We start from the raw sequence: 15,392 nt of genomic DNA on the forward strand, positions 1-15,392 counted from the left end.
CAGGTCGAGGGGGGGGGGGGTGGATATCAGAGCGTGTTTTTCACGAAGGCGCCGTCCTTGACGATGGCGCGGATGCGCTCGCCCTGGTTCAGCAGGCAGGCGATGTCGGTGAGCGGGTTGCCGTCCACCAGCAGCAGATCGGCGATGGCGCCGGGCGTGATTTCGCCCAGCTGGCCCTGCTGGCCCAGGATCTCCGCACCGATCAGCGTGGCCTGCTGCAGCACCGGCCCGTTGCCCAGCACGTCCGCGCGCAGGCGCAGTTCGTCGGCCTGCAGGTAGTGGGTTTCGGCCAGCAGGTCGCTGCCCAGGCCCATCTTCACGCCGGCCTTGGCCAGGATCTCGATGGCCTGCCGGCCCTGCCCGCGCACCGACTCGATCTTGGCGATGGAGACGGCCGGCAGGCCGTAGCGCTCGCCCTCGCTGGCCAGGCCCTCGTAGGTGATGAGCGTGGGCACCATGAAGGCGCCGGCCTCGGCCATCAGGTCGGCCGTCGCAGCATCCACCAGGTTGCCGTGCTCGATGGTGCGCACACCGCAGCGCACCGCGCGGGCGATGGCGCGCGGCGTGTAGGCATGCGCCATCACGTAGGTGTTGGCGTTGGAGGCTTCCTCGACGATGGCGCGCAGCTCGGCCTCGGAATAGCCCAGGTTGTTGATCGGGTCGTTGGGCGAGGCCACGCCACCGGAGGCCATGACCTTGATCTGCGTCGCGCCCTTGAGGATTTCCTCGCGCACCGCCAGGCGGCAGGCATCCACGCCATCGACCACGCGGCCGATGTTGCCCAGCTTGTAGGCGCACGAACACACGTCCAGGTCGTCGTTGCGCTGGCGGAAGTCCGCATGGCCGCCGGTCTGCGACAGCGCCTTGCCCGCGGGGAAGATGCGCGGGCCCTGCACCAGTCCCGTGCGCACCGCTTCGGCGAGCGACCAGTCCGCCCCACCCGCATCGCGCACCGAGGTGAAGCCCCGGTCGAGCATGCCCCGCATGATGGGCAGCGAGCGCAGCATGGTGAACACGTTCGGCATCTTCGCCACCGTGCCCAGGTTGAACGACGACGCCACCACGTGCACGTGGCAATCGATCAGGCCGGGCATGAGCGTCATGCCCTTCGCGTCGATCGACGTGGCACCCTCGGGCGCCTGCAGTCCGGCGCCCACGGCGGCGATGCGCCCGCCCTCCACCAGGACCGAGAGGCCGGGGCGCAGGGTGAGCGTGTGCACGTCCAGGACGTGGCTGTTTTCGATCAGCAGGGAGGTCATGCGGCAGGGCGTTGGAACGAGGCGGCGGTTCTTAAATACTCATGGGGTTGGCTGCAGCGCTGTGCTGCGGGCAACCCCGTCCCGGATTCGGTGCACGGCACCGTTTCCGAGCGAGAAAACTGACTTACGGGTGTCATCGAGTGCATTTATCGGGCCAATCCTGTCCTGCCGCAATGCCTAAAATCTCACCATCCCATGACCAGTGCTCATACCTCCTATGCGCCGCCTCTGTCCCACGATTTCCGAATTGAACGCTTTCCACTCCGCGGCAAAACACCTCGCGTTCACGATGGCCGCGCGCGAACTGTGCGTGACGCAGAGCGCCATCAGCCGCCATATCGCATCGCTGGAGGACTACCTGGGCCAGAAGCTCTTCATCCGCAAGGCGAACGGACTGGAGCTGACCGATGCGGGCGCCACCTACCTGAACGCCACGCGGCCGGCGATGGCGGCGCTGGAATCGGCCACCGCGCAGCTCATGTCCTATGGGGGCAGCGGCGGCGCGCTCAACTTCTCGGTGCCGCCCACCTTCGCGGCGCAGTGGCTGTTCCCCCGGCTGGGGCACTTCAAGCGCACGCTGCCGCAGGTGTCGCTCAACTTCGTCCGCTACCAGCACGCGCACGATTTCGCGGTGCCGCACGAGTTCGACGCGGCCATCCAGTACGGGTACGGCAACTGGCCCAGCGCCAACGCGCGCTACCTGATCGGCAAGGAAACCAGCATCGTCTGCAGCCCGCAGCTGCGCGATGCGCTGCCGCTGCGCACCCCGCAGGATTTGCAGCACGCCACCTTGCTGCAGCACATCGAGGTGCCGCTCGCCTGGCACGACTGGATGCAGGCGCACCAGTGCGACACCAGCGGCAGCCGCTTCGGGCCGGGCTTCAACCTCTATTCGCTCATCATCCGCGCGGCGGTGTCGGGCTTCGGCGTGGGCATCGTCCCCACCTGCCTCGTGGAAGACGAACTGCAGGCCGGCTCGTTGGTGGAGCCGCTCGGGCGGCGGTTCGAAAGCCCGCTGGGCTACTACCTGTGCGCGCCCACCGCCCGCACCAATCTCTCGGTGTACCGCTTGGTGAGCGGCTGGCTGGAGCACTGCTGCAACCATGCGGCGGGCACCGATCCGGGCGTGGGCGCAGCGCCTGCGGCCGGCTGCATCTTCTGCGCAGACTGGCCGCCGGGGGCGCATTGAACGCGGCCTTCAGGCCCGTCGCGCGATTCGCAATCAGGGCCACCCCTTCGCTCGAAGGCGCCTCGCCCCCGAGCCGCCAGGGGCTGCAGGCTCAGCCGAACAGCCCCTTGTGCTGGTCGCGCAGCAGGTTCTTCTGCACCTTGCCCATGGTGTTGCGCGGCAGCTCGGGGGTGACGAAGCAGCGCTTGGGCACCTTGAAGTTGGCGAGCCGCGCCTTGAGCGCGGCGACGATCGCATCGCCGTCGAGCTGCGCGCCCGGCTTGGGGATGACCACCGCCACGCCCACCTCGCCGAAGTCCGGGTGCGGCACGCCCACCAGCGCGCTTTCCGCCACGCCGGGCATGTCGTTGATGTAGCCCTCCACCTCGGCCGGGTAGACGTTGTAGCCGCCCGAGATGATGAGGTCCTTGCTGCGCCCCACGATGTGCACGTAGCCGCGCGCATCGGTGCGGCCCACGTCGCCGGTCTTGAACCAGCGGCCGCCCTGCGCGTCGGTGGCGAACTCCTCCTTCGTCTTCTCGGGCATGCGCCAGTAGCCCTGGAACACGTTCGGCCCCTGCACCTGGATGTTGCCGATCTCCTCGGCGGGAACGGGCTCGCCGGCATCGTCCACCACGCGCAGGCCCACGCCGGGCAGCGGGAAGCCGACGGTGCCGCCGCGGCGCTCGTCCTGGCCGCCGTGCCGCGCATCGGCGGCGTACGGGTTGGAGGTGAGCATGATCGTCTCGCTCATGCCGTAGCGCTCCAGGATGGTGTGGCCCGTGCGCTCCTGCCATTCCTTGAAGGTCTCGATCAGCAGCGGCGCGGAGCCGGCCACGAAGAGGCGCATGCGGGCCGTGGTCTCGCGGTTCAGCGCGGGCTCGGCCAGCAGCCGCACGTAGAGCGTGGGCACGCCCATGAACACGGTGGCGCGCGGCATGGCCGCGAGCACGGCCTTCGGGTCGAACTTCGAGAACCAGACCATCGGGCTGCCGTTGATGAGCGCGCCGTGGATCGCCACGAACAGGCCGTGCACGTGGAAGATGGGCAGCGCATGGATCAGCACGTCGCCGGGCTTCCAGCCCCAGTAGTCCTTGAGCACCCGCGCATTCGACAGCAGGTTGCCGTGCGTGAGCATGGCGCCCTTGCTGCGGCCCGTGGTGCCGCTCGTGTAGAGGATGGCGGCCAGGTCGCCCGCGGTGCGCTCCACGGGCTCGTGCACGCTGGAGTGGTGCGTCGCGCGCTCCAGCAGCGTGCCCGTGCGGTCGTCGCCCAGCGTGAACACGTGCGTGGTGCCGGCCGTGAAGGCGATCTTGGAGACCCAGCCGAAGTTGGCCGGCGTGCACACCACCACCGCCGGCTCGGCATTGCCGATGAAGTATTCGATCTCGGCGCTCTGGTAGGCCGTGTTGAGCGGCAGGAAGACGAAGCCCGCGCGCAGCGTGGCGAGGTAGAGCAGCATGGCTTCGACCGACTTCTCCACCTGCACGGCAATGCGGCTGCCCTCGGGCAGGTGCAGCGAGGCCAGCAGGTTGGCGATGCGCGCGCTGGCGTGCTCCAGATCGGCCCAGCGGTAGTGCAGCGGCGTGCCGTCGGGCGCGGAGGTCTCGACGGCCGTGGCGTCCAGGTCGGCCGGGAAGGCCGCGCGCAGGGCGCTGTAGAGGTTCACGGATTCCGCCGGGGCCGGGCCGGAGGCCAGGCCGGGGGTTGGGGCGAGCGCGTGGGAGGGCTGGGTGGACATATCGGGATCGTCAGGCAATGGAAATGGAAATGGAAAGGACCGGAGGGCAGCGCCGCGTCAGAACCGCGGGGGCCGCTTCTCCAGAAAGGCGGCGATGCCCTCGCGGTGCTCCGCGCTGCGGGCATAGCCATACGGATCGAAACCGGGCGCCGCCCGGTTTGCTACATTATCTATAGCAAACTTTTCAATGGATTCGGCGGCATGGAGGCCAAAAGGCACTGAAATGCGCTGGCAGGCGCGCAGGGTCTGCTTGTTCAGGCGCGCGGCCTGCGGGGCCAGCGCCGTGATGCGCGCGGCACTGGCGGCGGCCGCATCGGCCAGTTGGTCGTCCGGCACCGCCTGCGCGAGGAAGCCCTGGGCCGCGAGCGCTTCGGCGCCCACGGTGGCGGCCTCCAGCAGCATGCGCCGCGCCAGCGCATCGCCCACCGCCTGCGCGACCAGCGCGGCCTCGCGCGGGGCCATCGGGAAACCCAGCCGCGCGATGGGCGCCCCGAAGCGCGCCGACGCCGCGGCGAAGCGCACGTCGCAGCAGGCCGCGATCTCCACGCCCGCCCCCATGCAGGCGCCGCGGATGGCCGCCACGATGGGCACGTCGCATTCGAGCATCGCCGACAGGCCGCCCCACACGTCGTTCTCATGGAAGTCGCGCAGGCTGGCAGGGTCGAACCGGAAGCCCGGGTACTCGGAAATGTCGCCGCCCGCGCAGAAGGCCTCGCCCTCGCCCGCGACCAGCACGCAGCGCGCCGCCGGGCTCGCATGGATGCGCTGGAACACCGCGCGCAGATCCCGCCACATCCCGCGCGACATCGCATTGAGCCGCCCCGGATGCCGCAGCGTGACCCGCACGATGCCGTCTCCCCCGCTCTCCGGCCAGGCCACCCCGATCTCACCCCCCGCCATGCAAAGTCCTTTCCTGCACCATCCCAAACCACCACTCTCTTATAACCAACCGCCACGCCAGCAGAAGCGTGAACTGCCATGGCGCCACCCGTCCGATGGCCGCGGAGCAGGCCAAGCCCGCAGACGCCGTGGAACCGGCTCCGCCGGGCCACCGGCGTCGTCCCCCCCCTCCCGCGCGAAGCGCGAGAAAAGGGGGAAAGGCGCGCAGCGCCTCAGGGGGGTTTACTCCAGCTTTGCTCCCGAAGCCTTCACCACCTGCGCCCAGCGCTTCACCTCCGAGCCCACCATGGTGCCGAACTGCGCCTGCGTAAGCCCGCCGTAGTCGGCGCCATTCTTCGCCCAGACCGCCTTGATCTCGTCGGCCGCGCCGATGCGGCGCACCTCCTCGACGATGCGGGCCTGCATCTCCGGCGGGGTGCCCTTGGGCGCCCAGAGGCCATACCACGTGGTCACGGTGTAGTCCGGCAGGCCCACCTCGGCCGCGCAGGGTACGTCGGGAAAGGCCGGGTTGCGGCGCGCGCCCGAGACCATCAGCGCCTTGATGCGGCCGCCCTTGATGTGCGCGGCCGACGAACCCAGGCCGTCGAACATCATGTCCACATTGCCGCCGATGAGGTCCTGCAGCGCGGGGCCCGCGCCGCGGTAGGGGATGTGCGTGATGAAGGTGTTGGTCTGCAGCTTGAACAGCTCGCCCGCGAGGTGGTGCGAGGTGCCGGAGCCGGCCGAGGCGTAGTTCAGCTTGGCCGGGTTGCGGCGCACGTGGTCGAGGAACTGCGGGAACGCGGGCGCCTGCACGGTGCGCGGGTTCACCACCAGCACCTGCGGCACGTTGGCCAGCAGGGCGAGCGGGACGAAGTCGCGCTCGAGGTCGTAGTCCAGCCGCGGGTACATCGAGGGCGCGATCACGTGGTGCGTGCCGCCCATGAAGAGCGTGTAGCCGTCGGGCGCGGCCTTGGCCGCGAAGCTCGCGCCCACCGTGCCGCCCGCGCCGCCGCGGTTGTCGATCACCAGCGTCTTGCCGGTGGATTTGGCGAACTGCGCCGCGAACGGCCGCGCGAACGCATCGGTGCCGCCGCCGGCCGGGAACGGCACCACCAGCGTCACCGGCTTGGCGGGCCACGGGTCGTTGGCGAAGGCGCGGCCGGTGGCGAGCGCAAGGCCCGTGGCGGCGGCGCCGCGCAGCATGGCGCGCCGGCGCAGCCATTCGCCGTGGGGGCTGCTGTCGAAGTGGAAAGGCATCGGTCTTGTCTCCTGTCGTCGTTGTGGTGAAGTGGCATTGCGCACCGCCTGGGCAGCGCGCCGCCGGGGACACTCTGGTTTATTCCGGTTCCGAACTTCCTGCGCGGGCCGTGGCCGCCGGGGCCCTGCCGCACGCCTGCCCGCCCGCCCGCCGCGCCCCGCCGCTCAATCGCGGCACAGGCTCTCGATGTCTCCCGACACCGGCACGCGGCCCTGGGCCAGCAGGCCCCGGTGCTTGTCGATGCGCTTCAGGTCGTAGAGGTAATTCACCATGAGGCCGAAGGACTGCTTCTGCCCCTTCGAGGAAGGGTCGCCCGCCCAGTTGAGCCGCTCCACGCGCGCGCCGTTGCCGAGGTGAAAGCGCGCCACCGCGTCCACCGGCCGGCCCTCCTGCAGCTCGCGGCCCAGGTAGCGCGCCGCGCACTGCAGCAGCCACTGGCGCAGCGGCGATTTCACGGGCAGGTCCAGCGCCTTCTCGGCGGCGGCCAGCACGTGCGTGGCCTGCGGGGGCTCGAAGCCCACGGCACGGCCGAGTTCGGCGCGGCGCTTGTCGTCCAGGGCATCGAGCATGCCCGCGCAGTGCTTGCCGAACCATGCGCGGAAACCCGGTATGGGCGAGAGCGTGGCGAAGGTCCGCAGCCGCGGGAACTCGGCAGAGAGCGTCTCCGCGACGTGCTTGATGAGCGAATCGCCGAAGCTCACTCCGCGCAGGCCCGTCTGCGTGTTGCTGATCGAATAGAAGATCGCCGTGTTGGCGCGCTCGATGTCCAGCGGCTCGGCGCTCTCGTCGAGCAGCGGCGTGATGCTGCCGGAGATCTCGTTCACGAGCGCCACTTCCACGAAGATGAGCGGCTCGCCCGGCAGGCGCGGATGGAAGAAGCCGTAGCAGCGGCGGTCGCTGCGCACCCGGTTCTTCAGGTCGGACCAGCTTCGGATGTCGTGCACGGCCTCGTACTTGATGAGCTTTTCCAGCAGCGAGGCGGGCGAGTCCCACGACAGCCGCTGCAGCTCCAGGAAGGCCACGTCGAACCAGGTGGAAAAGAGCTGCTCCAGTTCCGCGTCGAGCGGCAGCAGCCGCTTGTCGCCCTTGAGCAGCGGCAGCAGCTCGGCCCGCATGTCCACGAGAAAGCGCATGCCCTGCGGGAACACCGCGAAGCGCTGCAGCAGCCGCGTGCGCGGCGAGGACAGCGCGCGCCGCAGATGCACTTCGGCATGGGCTTCGTCGGCGGTGCCGGCCGCCGCCTCGTAGCGCTTCTGGGCCGACTTGAAGCGGGTGGCGTCGGGCGCGAACTGCTCGCACATGAGCAGCCACATGTCGCGGCGCTCTTCCGGCTCGGCCGCGGCATACCAGGCCGCCACGGCCTCGGCGCGGCGCCCGCCCTCGACCTCGCTCACCTGGGTGGCCGCCACTTCCTGCAGGTCGGCCAGCAGGCGGCGCAGCGCGCGCGGCGACAGGGCCTCCTTGCCGCGCCGCAGCGTGGCGGCCAGCCGCTCGTGCGTGGAGCGCGGCGGCGCCGGCTTGGGCGCTGCGGCGGCGGCCGGTGCCGCGGGCTTGGCCCCGCCGCCGGGATCGCCTGCGGCATCAAGGTTCTGCGTGTCGGCAGGGCGCAGTCGCGAGACGCTGCGCGTGATCCATCCGGAAGCGGCATTCATGGGGCGATCCTGGAGTGTTGGTGGCGGGCGATGTCGCGCAGCGCCACGCGCTGCGCGAGAAGGTGGGAACGCATGGCCTGCTCGGCGGCCTCGGCATCGCCGCGCTGCAGCGCCGCGAACACGGCCAGGTGCTCGGCCAGGCTCTGCTGCAGCCGGCCCGGCTTGTGCAGCTGCTGCAGCCGCGCGAGCCGCAGGATCTTGCGCAGGTCGCCGATCGCCTGGGCGAGCCAGCGGTTGTCGGCCAGCACGATGAAGGCCTCATGGATGGCGTGGTTGGCGGCGTAGTACTCGGCGATGCGTCCCGCGGCGGCGTGCTCGCGCAGGCGCTGGTGGAGCACCTCCAGCGCGGCCACGTCGGCCATGCCGGCGCGCTCGGTCGCCTCGTGCGCGGCGCGGCCTTCGAGCAGCGCGATCACCGGAAAGATGTCGTCGAGGTCGCGCTCGGTCACCTCGGCCACGAAGCAGCCGCGGCGCGGTTCGTGGCGCAGCAGGCCCTCGGCCACCAGCACCTTGAGCGCCTCGCGCAACGGCGTGCGCGAGATCGAGAGCCGCTCGCACAGCGCCGCCTCGTCCAGCAGGCTGCCGGGGGCCCATTCGCCCGCGAAGATCGATTCGCGCAGGCGCTCGGCCACATTGGCGTGCAGCGAAACAGTGGGAACGCGCATGAGGGGCCGGCCTGCCTTTCTGCGAACCGCGGGGAAGGAACGATGCAAGCCACGAAGACCCATGGCATTGCATAATTTTCTGTAATTATGAAGACCTGCAAGCCATAACGGAGATCGGGGTTTTACCGGGTGGCCCTCGGAAGCCTGGTTTTCGCGCGGCATCTGCGCGGCGGCGCAGCAGGGATGCCGGATGCGGGCGTGCAACGCACGGGCGATCCGGCACCGCCGCGGCCGGGCATCTCCGGCGGCAAATCGTCGCGCAGCCCCGCCCCGGGGCAGCCGGCCACGGGGGGCGGAACCAGGCCCGTGGGCCTACCGCGACAGCACCGGCGCCGGCGGCTGGCGCCGCGCCCAGGCCCAGAGCAGCGCCCCTGCCACGATCATGGGCACGCAGAGCCACTGGCCCATGCTCATGCCCAGCGACAGGATGCCCAGGAAGGCATCGGGCTCGCGGAAATATTCCGCGATGAAGCGGAACACGCCATAGCCCACGAGGAACGCGGCGGCCACCTCGCCCTGCCGGCGCTCGCGGCGCGCATAGAGCCACAGCAGCACGAAGAGCAGCAGGCCTTCCATCAGGAACTGGTAGACCTGCGAGGGATGGCGCGGCAGCATCGAGCCGCTTTGCGGAAACACCATGCCCCAGGGCAGCGACGGGTCGGAGAAACGCCCCCACAGCTCGCCGTTGATGAAGTTGCCCACACGCCCGGCCGCCAGGCCGGTGGGCACGCAGGGCGCCACGAAATCCGCCACCTGCAGCCACGGCCGGCGGCGCGACCGCGCGAACCACACCATCGACAGGATCACGCCCAGCAGGCCGCCGTGGAAGCTCATGCCGCCTTGCCAGATGTAGAAGATCTCCAGCGGGTGCGAGAGGTAGTAGCCCGGCTTGTAGAACAGGCAGTAGCCCAGGCGCCCGCCCGCCACCACGCCCAGCACGCCCAGGAAGAGGATGTCCTCCACGTCCTTTCGGCTCCAGGCCTGCGCCCCGGTGAGCGAGGCATAGGGCTCGTGCCGCAGCCGGCGCGTGCCCAGGAACATGAAGAGGCCGAACGCGGCCAAGTACGTGAGGCCGTACCAGTGGATGGCCAGCGGCCCGATTTGCAGGGCGACGGGATCGATTTGGGGATAGACGAGCATGGTGGCCGGTATTGTGCCCGCCGCGCGGGCACCGGCCGGAGCGCAGGCCAGTGCGTGGAGGCTCCGGATGCGCAGACCGCCGCCCGACCCGGCATACCATGCCCCTGCCCCGCCCTTCGCCCCAACCCAGAGAGGCCATCCATGTCCTTGCGCGCCGCTTCCCCCGCACTGCTCGCTGCCTTGCTGTTCGGCGCCAGCACGCCCCTCGCGAAACTGCTGGTCGGCGACATGCCGCCCCTGCTGCTCGCGGGGCTGCTGTACCTCGGCAGCGGCCTCGGGCTGGGCGTGATCCTGTGCCTGCGCGTGGCGCGCGGCGGTCCGGAGGCGCGCTCGGCGATGGCCGTCCCGGCGCCAGAGTGGCCGTGGCTGGCCGGGGCCATCCTCTTCGGCGGCATGCTCGGCCCGGCCCTGCTGATGGCAGGGCTGGCCCGGACTTCGGGCGCGACCGCGTCGCTGCTGCTCAATGTCGAGGGGGTGATGACGGCCGTGATCGCATGGTGGGTCTTCAAGGAGAACGCCGACCGCGACGTGGTGCTGGGCATGGCGGCCATCGTCGCCGGCGGGGTCCTGCTGTCGTGGGAGCCCGGCGGCGCCACTGCATCGGCGGGCGCCCTGCTGGTGGTGGCCGCGTGCCTGTGCTGGGGTATCGACAACAACCTGACGCGGAAGGTATCGACGCACGACGCGGCATTCATCGCCTGCTGCAAGGGATTGCTGGCAGGCTTGTGCAACACGGCCTTGGCCCTGTCCATGGGAAGCGACCTGCCGGCGTGGAGCGCCGTCGGCGCCAGCATGGGGGTCGGCTTCATCGGCTACGGGCTCAGCCTGACGCTGTTCGTGGTCGGGCTGCGCACGTTGGGGACCGCGCGAACGGGCGCCTATTTCTCGGTGGCTCCGCTGCTGGGCGTGGCGATCTCCCTGGCGATCTGGCGAGAGGCCCCGACCGCCACCTTCTGGGCCGCCGCCCTCCTGATGGCACTGGGCCTCTGGCTGCACCTGCGCGAGCGGCACGAGCACGAGCACACCCACGAGGAACTCGATCACAGCCACCGGCACGTGCACGACGAACACCACCAGCACCCACATGCCGTCGCCCCCGCAGGCGATGGGCCGCACAGCCACCCGCACCGGCACGCGAGGCTGACGCACCGGCACCCGCACTACCCGGACATCCACCACCGGCACGGACACTGACCGCCGGGCCCTGCGGCGCCGCAGGCCAGCGCCGAACCGGGACGGGGCGAGCGCGGCGACGCAACCCCGTGCCTGCTACAAAAAACTGGAACGCCCGCACACGGCGCACCCCGGGCAGCACAGGGACGGCATAATTGATAACGGTTCTCATTATTTTTCCGGAACCGTTCTCTTTCCCTCCACCCACCCGTGCATACCCTCTACCAGGACCACCATCCCTGGCTGCAAAGCCTGCTCCGCAAGCGCGTGGGCAACCGCGACGATGCGGCCGACCTGGCGCAGGACACGTTCGTGCGGGTGCTGCGCTCGTCCGTGCCGCTGGAGGACATCCGCGAGCCGCAGCATTACCTGGCCACGGTGGCGCGGGGCCTGGTGGCCGATTTCTTCCGGCGCCGCACGCTGGAGCAGGCCTACCTCGACTACCTGACCACGCTACCCGAAGCGCTGGCCCCCTCGCCCGAGGAGCAGGCCCAGCACCAGCAGGCGCTCTGCGCGCTCGACCGCACCCTGCACGGCCTGCCGCCCAAGGTGCGCGCCGCGTTCGTGCTGGCGCACTACGAAGAGCTGACCTATCCCGAGATCGCCGAGCGCCTGGGCGTGTCGCTGCGCACGGTGAGCAACTACCTAACGCGGGCCATGGAACATTGCTGCCTGGCCCTGGCGTGACCCCTCCTCCGCCGGAACCCGCCACGCCCCCGGACCACGGCACCGACGACCGCCGTGCGCTGCGCGAGGCGGCTGCCTGGCACACGCGCCTGCGCGAAGGCGCCGGCCCCGCCGACACGCGGGAATGGCAGCGCTGGCATGCCGCCCACCCCGCGCACCAGCGCGCCTGGGAGCGCGTGCAGGCCGTGAGCGCGCAACTGGCGCGGATCCCCGCGCCGCTCGCGCGGCAGGCACTGGGCACGCCCGCCGTGGCCGACGGCGCGCGGCGCAGCCTGCTGCGCGGCACGGGCGCCGTGCTGGGCGCGGGCGCCGCGGCCTGGGTGGGCTGGAGCGCCCTGCCCTGGCGCGAGTGGCAGGCCACGCACCGCACGGCCCGCGGCGAGCGCCGCGCGCTGCCCCTGCCCGACGGCTCCGAGCTGGCGCTGGACACGGCCACCGCGGTGGACGTCGCCTTCGATGCCGAGGCCCGGGAGCTGCGCCTGCATGCGGGCCGCATCCTCGTGGCGACGCATGCCGACCCGATGCGCCGCCCGTTCCGCGTGCGCACGCCGCAGGGCGAGGTGCTGGCGCTGGGCACGCGCTTTTCCGTGCAGGCCGATGGCGGCACGACGCGCGTGGCCGTGCAGGAGAAGGCGGTGCGCCTGCTGCCCGCGCACGGCGCGCCCGCCGAACTGGGCGCCGGCCAGCAGGCCACGTTCACCGCCATGGGGGCCGGCCCCGCCGCGCCCGCGGACCTGTCGGCGGCCAGTTGGCGCGACGGCGGACTGATCGCGCTCGACATGCCGCTGGGCCGGCTGGTGGACGAGCTGGCCCGCTACCGGCCCGGCCTGCTGCTCTGCGCGCCGGAAGTCGCCGCGCTGCGCGTGTCCGGCGCCTTCCCGCTGGACGACACCGATCGCGCCCTGGCGGCGCTGGCGGCATCCTTCCCGGTGCAGGTGCGCTACCGGACGCGCTACTGGGTGCGCGTGGAACCCGCTTGACCCCGACTCTTTTGCTATTAAATAGATAGCAAACTATTGAATGGATCCGGCGGCATGGAGGCAAAAACACCCATGAACCCGCTGGACCGGCCCGAAAAAAATCCGGATCGCCTTGCAGGTTCGGCCCCGCTCGTACGGCTTACCGGGTGAAACCACTGCACCGCCCCATCGCCGACGCCACCCTTCCCCCGCCCACCTGCCGGTTCCCGAACCCATGCCCCGTCCGACCCGCCGCCGCGCCGCCTTCGCGCCTGCGCCCGCCGTGCCTGCGCCGCACCCGCCGCGGGCTGGCCGCGCTGCGCTGCTGCGTTGCGCAGCCGCGGCGCTGATCGCCCTGCCCGCCGCGCCGGCCCTGCCGGCGCCGGCCGCAGAAGCCGCCCGGGAATCCGTGGCGTTCTCGGTCCCGGCCGGCCCGCTGGCCCAGGTGGTGGCCCAGACCGCGCACGCGGCCGGGGTGACGATCTCGTTCGATGCCGCGCCGCTGGCCGCGCTGCGCTCGCCCGGGCTGCAGGGCCGCTACAGCGTGGACGCGGGCTTCGCGCGGGTGCTGGAAGGCTCCGGCCTGCAGGCCGTGCGCGGCGCGCAGGGCACCTACACGCTCCGGGCCCTGGCCCCGGTGCGCGGCGCGCTCGCCCCGGACGCCACGGGCGCCGCAGCCACGCTCTCCACCGTCACCGTGAGCGCGCCCGCCCCGGGCGCGGCCGGAACAACCGCCGCCACCGAGCATTCGGGCTCGTACGCGGCCGCTGCCGTGGCGCTGTTCCCGGGACTGCAGGCCGCCCGCGGCATTCCGCAGCCCGTGGCGGTGGCCACGCGCCAGCTCATGGACGACCGGGCCCTGCGCGACCTGCACGACGTGCTGCGGCAAACGCCGGGCATCGCGGTGGACTACACCGACAGCGAGCGCGTGACGTACTGGTCGCGCGGCCACCAGATCGACATGCTGCAGGTGGACGGCCTGCCGCTGAGCCAGAACGCCTCCGCCTCCGTCTTCATCCAGCCCGATGCGGCGGCGCTCGACCGCGTGGAGGTCCTGCGCGGCGCCGCGGGCATGCTGCGCGGCGCGGGCAACCCGTCGGCCACCGTGAACCTGGTGCGCAAGCGCCCCACCGCGGATTTCCAGGCCTCGGCCGAACTGTCGCTGGGCTCGTGGGACCGGCAGCGCCTGCAGGCCGATGTCTCCGGCCCCCTCGGTGCCTCCGGCGCGGTGCGCGGCCGCGTCGTCGCGGTGGCGGACGACCGGCATTTTTTCCAGCAGGCCCGCTCGGAGCAGCGCCAGGGGCTCTACGGCGTGCTCGAAGCCGATCTGGCGCCCGGCACCACGTTCACCGCCAGCCTGCAGCACACCGCGCTGGACGCCACCGGCGCCTGGGGCGGCCTGCCGGCGAACACCGACGGTAGCCCGCTGCACCTGCCGCGCGGCACCTACCTGGGCACCGGCTGGAACCGGTGGGACCGCCACAACCAGCAGGCCTTCGCCGAACTGTCGCACCGCTGGAGCAACGGCTGGAACGCGCGCCTGGCCGCCGCGCACACGCGCCTGCGCACCGACGGTTTCAAGCAGACCTCGTTCTCCAGCGCCAGCGCCACCGATCCGTACCTCGTCAACGTCAGCACCTCCATCTACGGCGGCGATGCCAGCACACAGAACGCCATCGCCCTGGCTGCCAGCGGCCCGTTCGAGCTACTCGGGCGGCAGCACACGCTGGCCCTGGGCGCCGACACCCTGCGGCTGCGGACCGATGGCCCGAGCGGCCGCTGGGGCGTGGGCCCGCTCACCGGCATCGACCTGCGCGGCTGGGACCCCGCCGCGAGCTACCCCGAGCCCGCGGACGACGGCACCGGCAACCCGTTCACGGCCCAGGCGTCGCGCACGCGGCAGCACGGGGCCTACGCCATGGCGCGCCTGTCGCTCGCCGACCCGCTCACCGCCATCCTCGGCACCCGTTTGACCTGGTGGACGCACGCACTGCCCGCCGACCCGGCCGCCCGCTACGGCGTGAGCCGCAAGGCCACGCCGTATGCCGGCCTGGTGGCGGACTTCGCGGACGGCGTGAGCGCCTATGCGAGCTACAGCGAGATCTTCGCGCCGCAGAACGACCGCGACGCCTCCGGCCGCGCCATCGCGCCGGTGCGCGGGGAGGACTTCGAGGCCGGGCTGAAAGGCGAATTCCTGGGCGGGCGGCTGCAGGCCACGCTCTCGGCGTTCCGCATCCACCAGGTCGGCCGGGCCGAGGAGGACACGGGCGCCGGCAGCACGTGCGTGCCCGCCTCCGGCACCAGCGTGTGCTATCGCGCCGGCGGCAGGAGCCGCAGCGAGGGCTGGGAGCTGGAGGTGGCGGGCGAACCCGCCCCGCGCTGGCAGCTCGTGGCCGGCTACACCCAAACGCGCACGCGGATCCTGCGGGGCACCGATCCCGCGGTGGCCGGCCAGCCGCTGCGCAGCGTCGATCCGCGCCATGCCCTGCGGGTGTTCGCCACCCACCGCCTGCAGGGGCCGCTCCGGGGCTGGACCGTGGGCGGCGGCGCCCGCATCCAGAGCGATGCCTACGCCAGCGTGGGCAGCGCCATCGCACGCCAGGGCGGCCATGCGGTCTTCGACGCGATGCTGGCCTGGCGCATCGACCGCACGTATGCCGTGCAGCTCAACGTGAACAACCTTCTGGACAAGACCTACTACGCCAAGTTCTCGCCCAACAGCACCTACTTCAACAACTACTACGGCGACCCGCGCAACGTCGGGCTCTCGCTGCGCGCCACCTTCTGATGCGCATGCGAGGCCCTGCC

At 71.5% G+C, this 15,392-nt stretch carries 12 protein-coding genes; 5 read left to right on the plus strand and 7 right to left on the minus strand.

The window, feature by feature from the left end; translation table 11 throughout:
• Positions 1 to 26: 26 nt before the first annotated feature.
• On the minus strand, positions 27 to 1,259 hold the full coding sequence (locus tag BM144_RS16100; RefSeq protein ID WP_092954331.1) for a metal-dependent hydrolase family protein: 1,233 nt from the start codon (positions 1,257 to 1,259) through the stop codon (positions 27 to 29).
• A gap of 247 nt (positions 1,260 to 1,506) precedes the next feature.
• Here BM144_RS16100 and BM144_RS16105 point away from each other — a divergent pair, with 247 nt between their 5' ends.
• Positions 1,507 to 2,448 (plus strand): LysR substrate-binding domain-containing protein, encoded by a 942-nt coding sequence (locus BM144_RS16105; protein ID WP_245783692.1) that lies wholly within the window; start codon positions 1,507 to 1,509, stop codon positions 2,446 to 2,448.
• Positions 2,449 to 2,539: 91 nt separating this feature from the next.
• On the opposite strand, the gene BM144_RS16110 is transcribed toward BM144_RS16105, so the two are convergent.
• From BM144_RS16110 to lgt, 6 genes are all read right to left on the minus strand, one after another.
• Complete coding sequence (locus tag BM144_RS16110; RefSeq protein WP_092954335.1) at positions 2,540 to 4,168, minus strand: malonate--CoA ligase; 1,629 nt, start codon at positions 4,166 to 4,168, stop codon at positions 2,540 to 2,542.
• Between the two features lie 57 nt (positions 4,169 to 4,225).
• A complete protein-coding gene (locus tag BM144_RS16115) occupies positions 4,226 to 5,068 on the minus strand; it encodes an enoyl-CoA hydratase/isomerase family protein (RefSeq protein ID WP_092954337.1) in 843 nt (280 codons plus the stop codon).
• Positions 5,069 to 5,290: 222 nt separating this feature from the next.
• Entirely contained in the window at positions 5,291 to 6,307 is a 1,017-nt protein-coding gene (locus tag BM144_RS16120; protein WP_092954339.1) for a Bug family tripartite tricarboxylate transporter substrate binding protein, read from the minus strand.
• A gap of 165 nt (positions 6,308 to 6,472) precedes the next feature.
• The gene (locus tag BM144_RS16125; protein ID WP_092954341.1) at positions 6,473 to 7,960 is read right to left on the minus strand and encodes a malonyl-CoA decarboxylase; all 1,488 of its coding nucleotides are present in this window, start codon (positions 7,958 to 7,960) and stop codon (positions 6,473 to 6,475) included.
• Positions 7,957 to 8,625, minus strand: a complete 669-nt coding sequence (locus BM144_RS16130) for a GntR family transcriptional regulator (protein ID WP_092954343.1) — start codon at positions 8,623 to 8,625, stop codon at positions 7,957 to 7,959. The genes BM144_RS16125 and BM144_RS16130 overlap by 4 nt, the downstream gene beginning before the upstream one ends.
• Before the next feature lie 312 nt (positions 8,626 to 8,937).
• Complete coding sequence (gene lgt / locus BM144_RS16135) at positions 8,938 to 9,765, minus strand: prolipoprotein diacylglyceryl transferase (protein ID WP_092954345.1); 828 nt, start codon at positions 9,763 to 9,765, stop codon at positions 8,938 to 8,940.
• Between the two features lie 141 nt (positions 9,766 to 9,906).
• On the opposite strand from lgt, the gene BM144_RS16140 reads away from it, so the two are divergent.
• The 4 genes from BM144_RS16140 (at position 9,907) to BM144_RS16155 (ending at position 15,372) form a co-directional block, all read left to right on the plus strand.
• Entirely contained in the window at positions 9,907 to 10,959 is a 1,053-nt protein-coding gene (locus BM144_RS16140; RefSeq protein WP_092954347.1) for a DMT family transporter, read from the plus strand.
• Between the two features lie 189 nt (positions 10,960 to 11,148).
• On the plus strand, positions 11,149 to 11,625 hold the full coding sequence (locus tag BM144_RS16145) for a sigma-70 family RNA polymerase sigma factor (protein ID WP_092954349.1): 477 nt from the start codon (positions 11,149 to 11,151) through the stop codon (positions 11,623 to 11,625).
• Positions 11,622 to 12,605: a FecR domain-containing protein gene (locus BM144_RS16150; RefSeq protein ID WP_092954351.1), complete on the plus strand. Its 984-nt coding sequence runs from the start codon at positions 11,622 to 11,624 to the stop codon at positions 12,603 to 12,605. The genes BM144_RS16145 and BM144_RS16150 overlap by 4 nt, the downstream gene beginning before the upstream one ends.
• 214 nt (positions 12,606 to 12,819) lie before the next feature.
• Positions 12,820 to 15,372 carry a TonB-dependent siderophore receptor gene (locus BM144_RS16155; protein ID WP_092954352.1) on the plus strand — a complete coding sequence of 851 codons (2,553 nt, stop codon included), beginning with the start codon at positions 12,820 to 12,822 and terminating at the stop codon, positions 15,370 to 15,372.
• Positions 15,373 to 15,392 lie beyond the last annotated feature (20 nt).

Origin of the sequence: Paracidovorax konjaci (genome assembly GCF_900112675.1) — a bacterium.
Lineage (GTDB): Bacteria > Pseudomonadota > Gammaproteobacteria > Burkholderiales > Burkholderiaceae_C > Paracidovorax > Paracidovorax konjaci.

Bases quoted from the DNA above. Each gene is read 5' to 3' on its own strand.
- BM144_RS16100 (WP_092954331.1), bottom strand. From the start codon at position 1,259: ATGACCTCCCTGCTGATCGAAAACAGCCACGTCCTGGACGTGCACACG.
- BM144_RS16110 (WP_092954335.1), bottom strand. From the start codon at position 4,168: ATGTCCACCCAGCCCTCCCACGCGCTCGCCCCAACCCCCGGCCTGGCC.
- BM144_RS16115 (WP_092954337.1), bottom strand. From the start codon at position 5,068: ATGGCGGGGGGTGAGATCGGGGTGGCCTGGCCGGAGAGCGGGGGAGAC.
- BM144_RS16120 (WP_092954339.1), bottom strand. From the start codon at position 6,307: ATGCCTTTCCACTTCGACAGCAGCCCCCACGGCGAATGGCTGCGCCGG.
- BM144_RS16125 (WP_092954341.1), bottom strand. From the start codon at position 7,960: ATGAATGCCGCTTCCGGATGGATCACGCGCAGCGTCTCGCGACTGCGC.
- BM144_RS16130 (WP_092954343.1), bottom strand. From the start codon at position 8,625: ATGCGCGTTCCCACTGTTTCGCTGCACGCCAATGTGGCCGAGCGCCTG.
- lgt (WP_092954345.1), bottom strand. From the start codon at position 9,765: ATGCTCGTCTATCCCCAAATCGATCCCGTCGCCCTGCAAATCGGGCCG.
- BM144_RS16140 (WP_092954347.1), top strand. From the start codon at position 9,907: ATGTCCTTGCGCGCCGCTTCCCCCGCACTGCTCGCTGCCTTGCTGTTC.
- BM144_RS16155 (WP_092954352.1), top strand. From the start codon at position 12,820: ATGCCCCGTCCGACCCGCCGCCGCGCCGCCTTCGCGCCTGCGCCCGCC.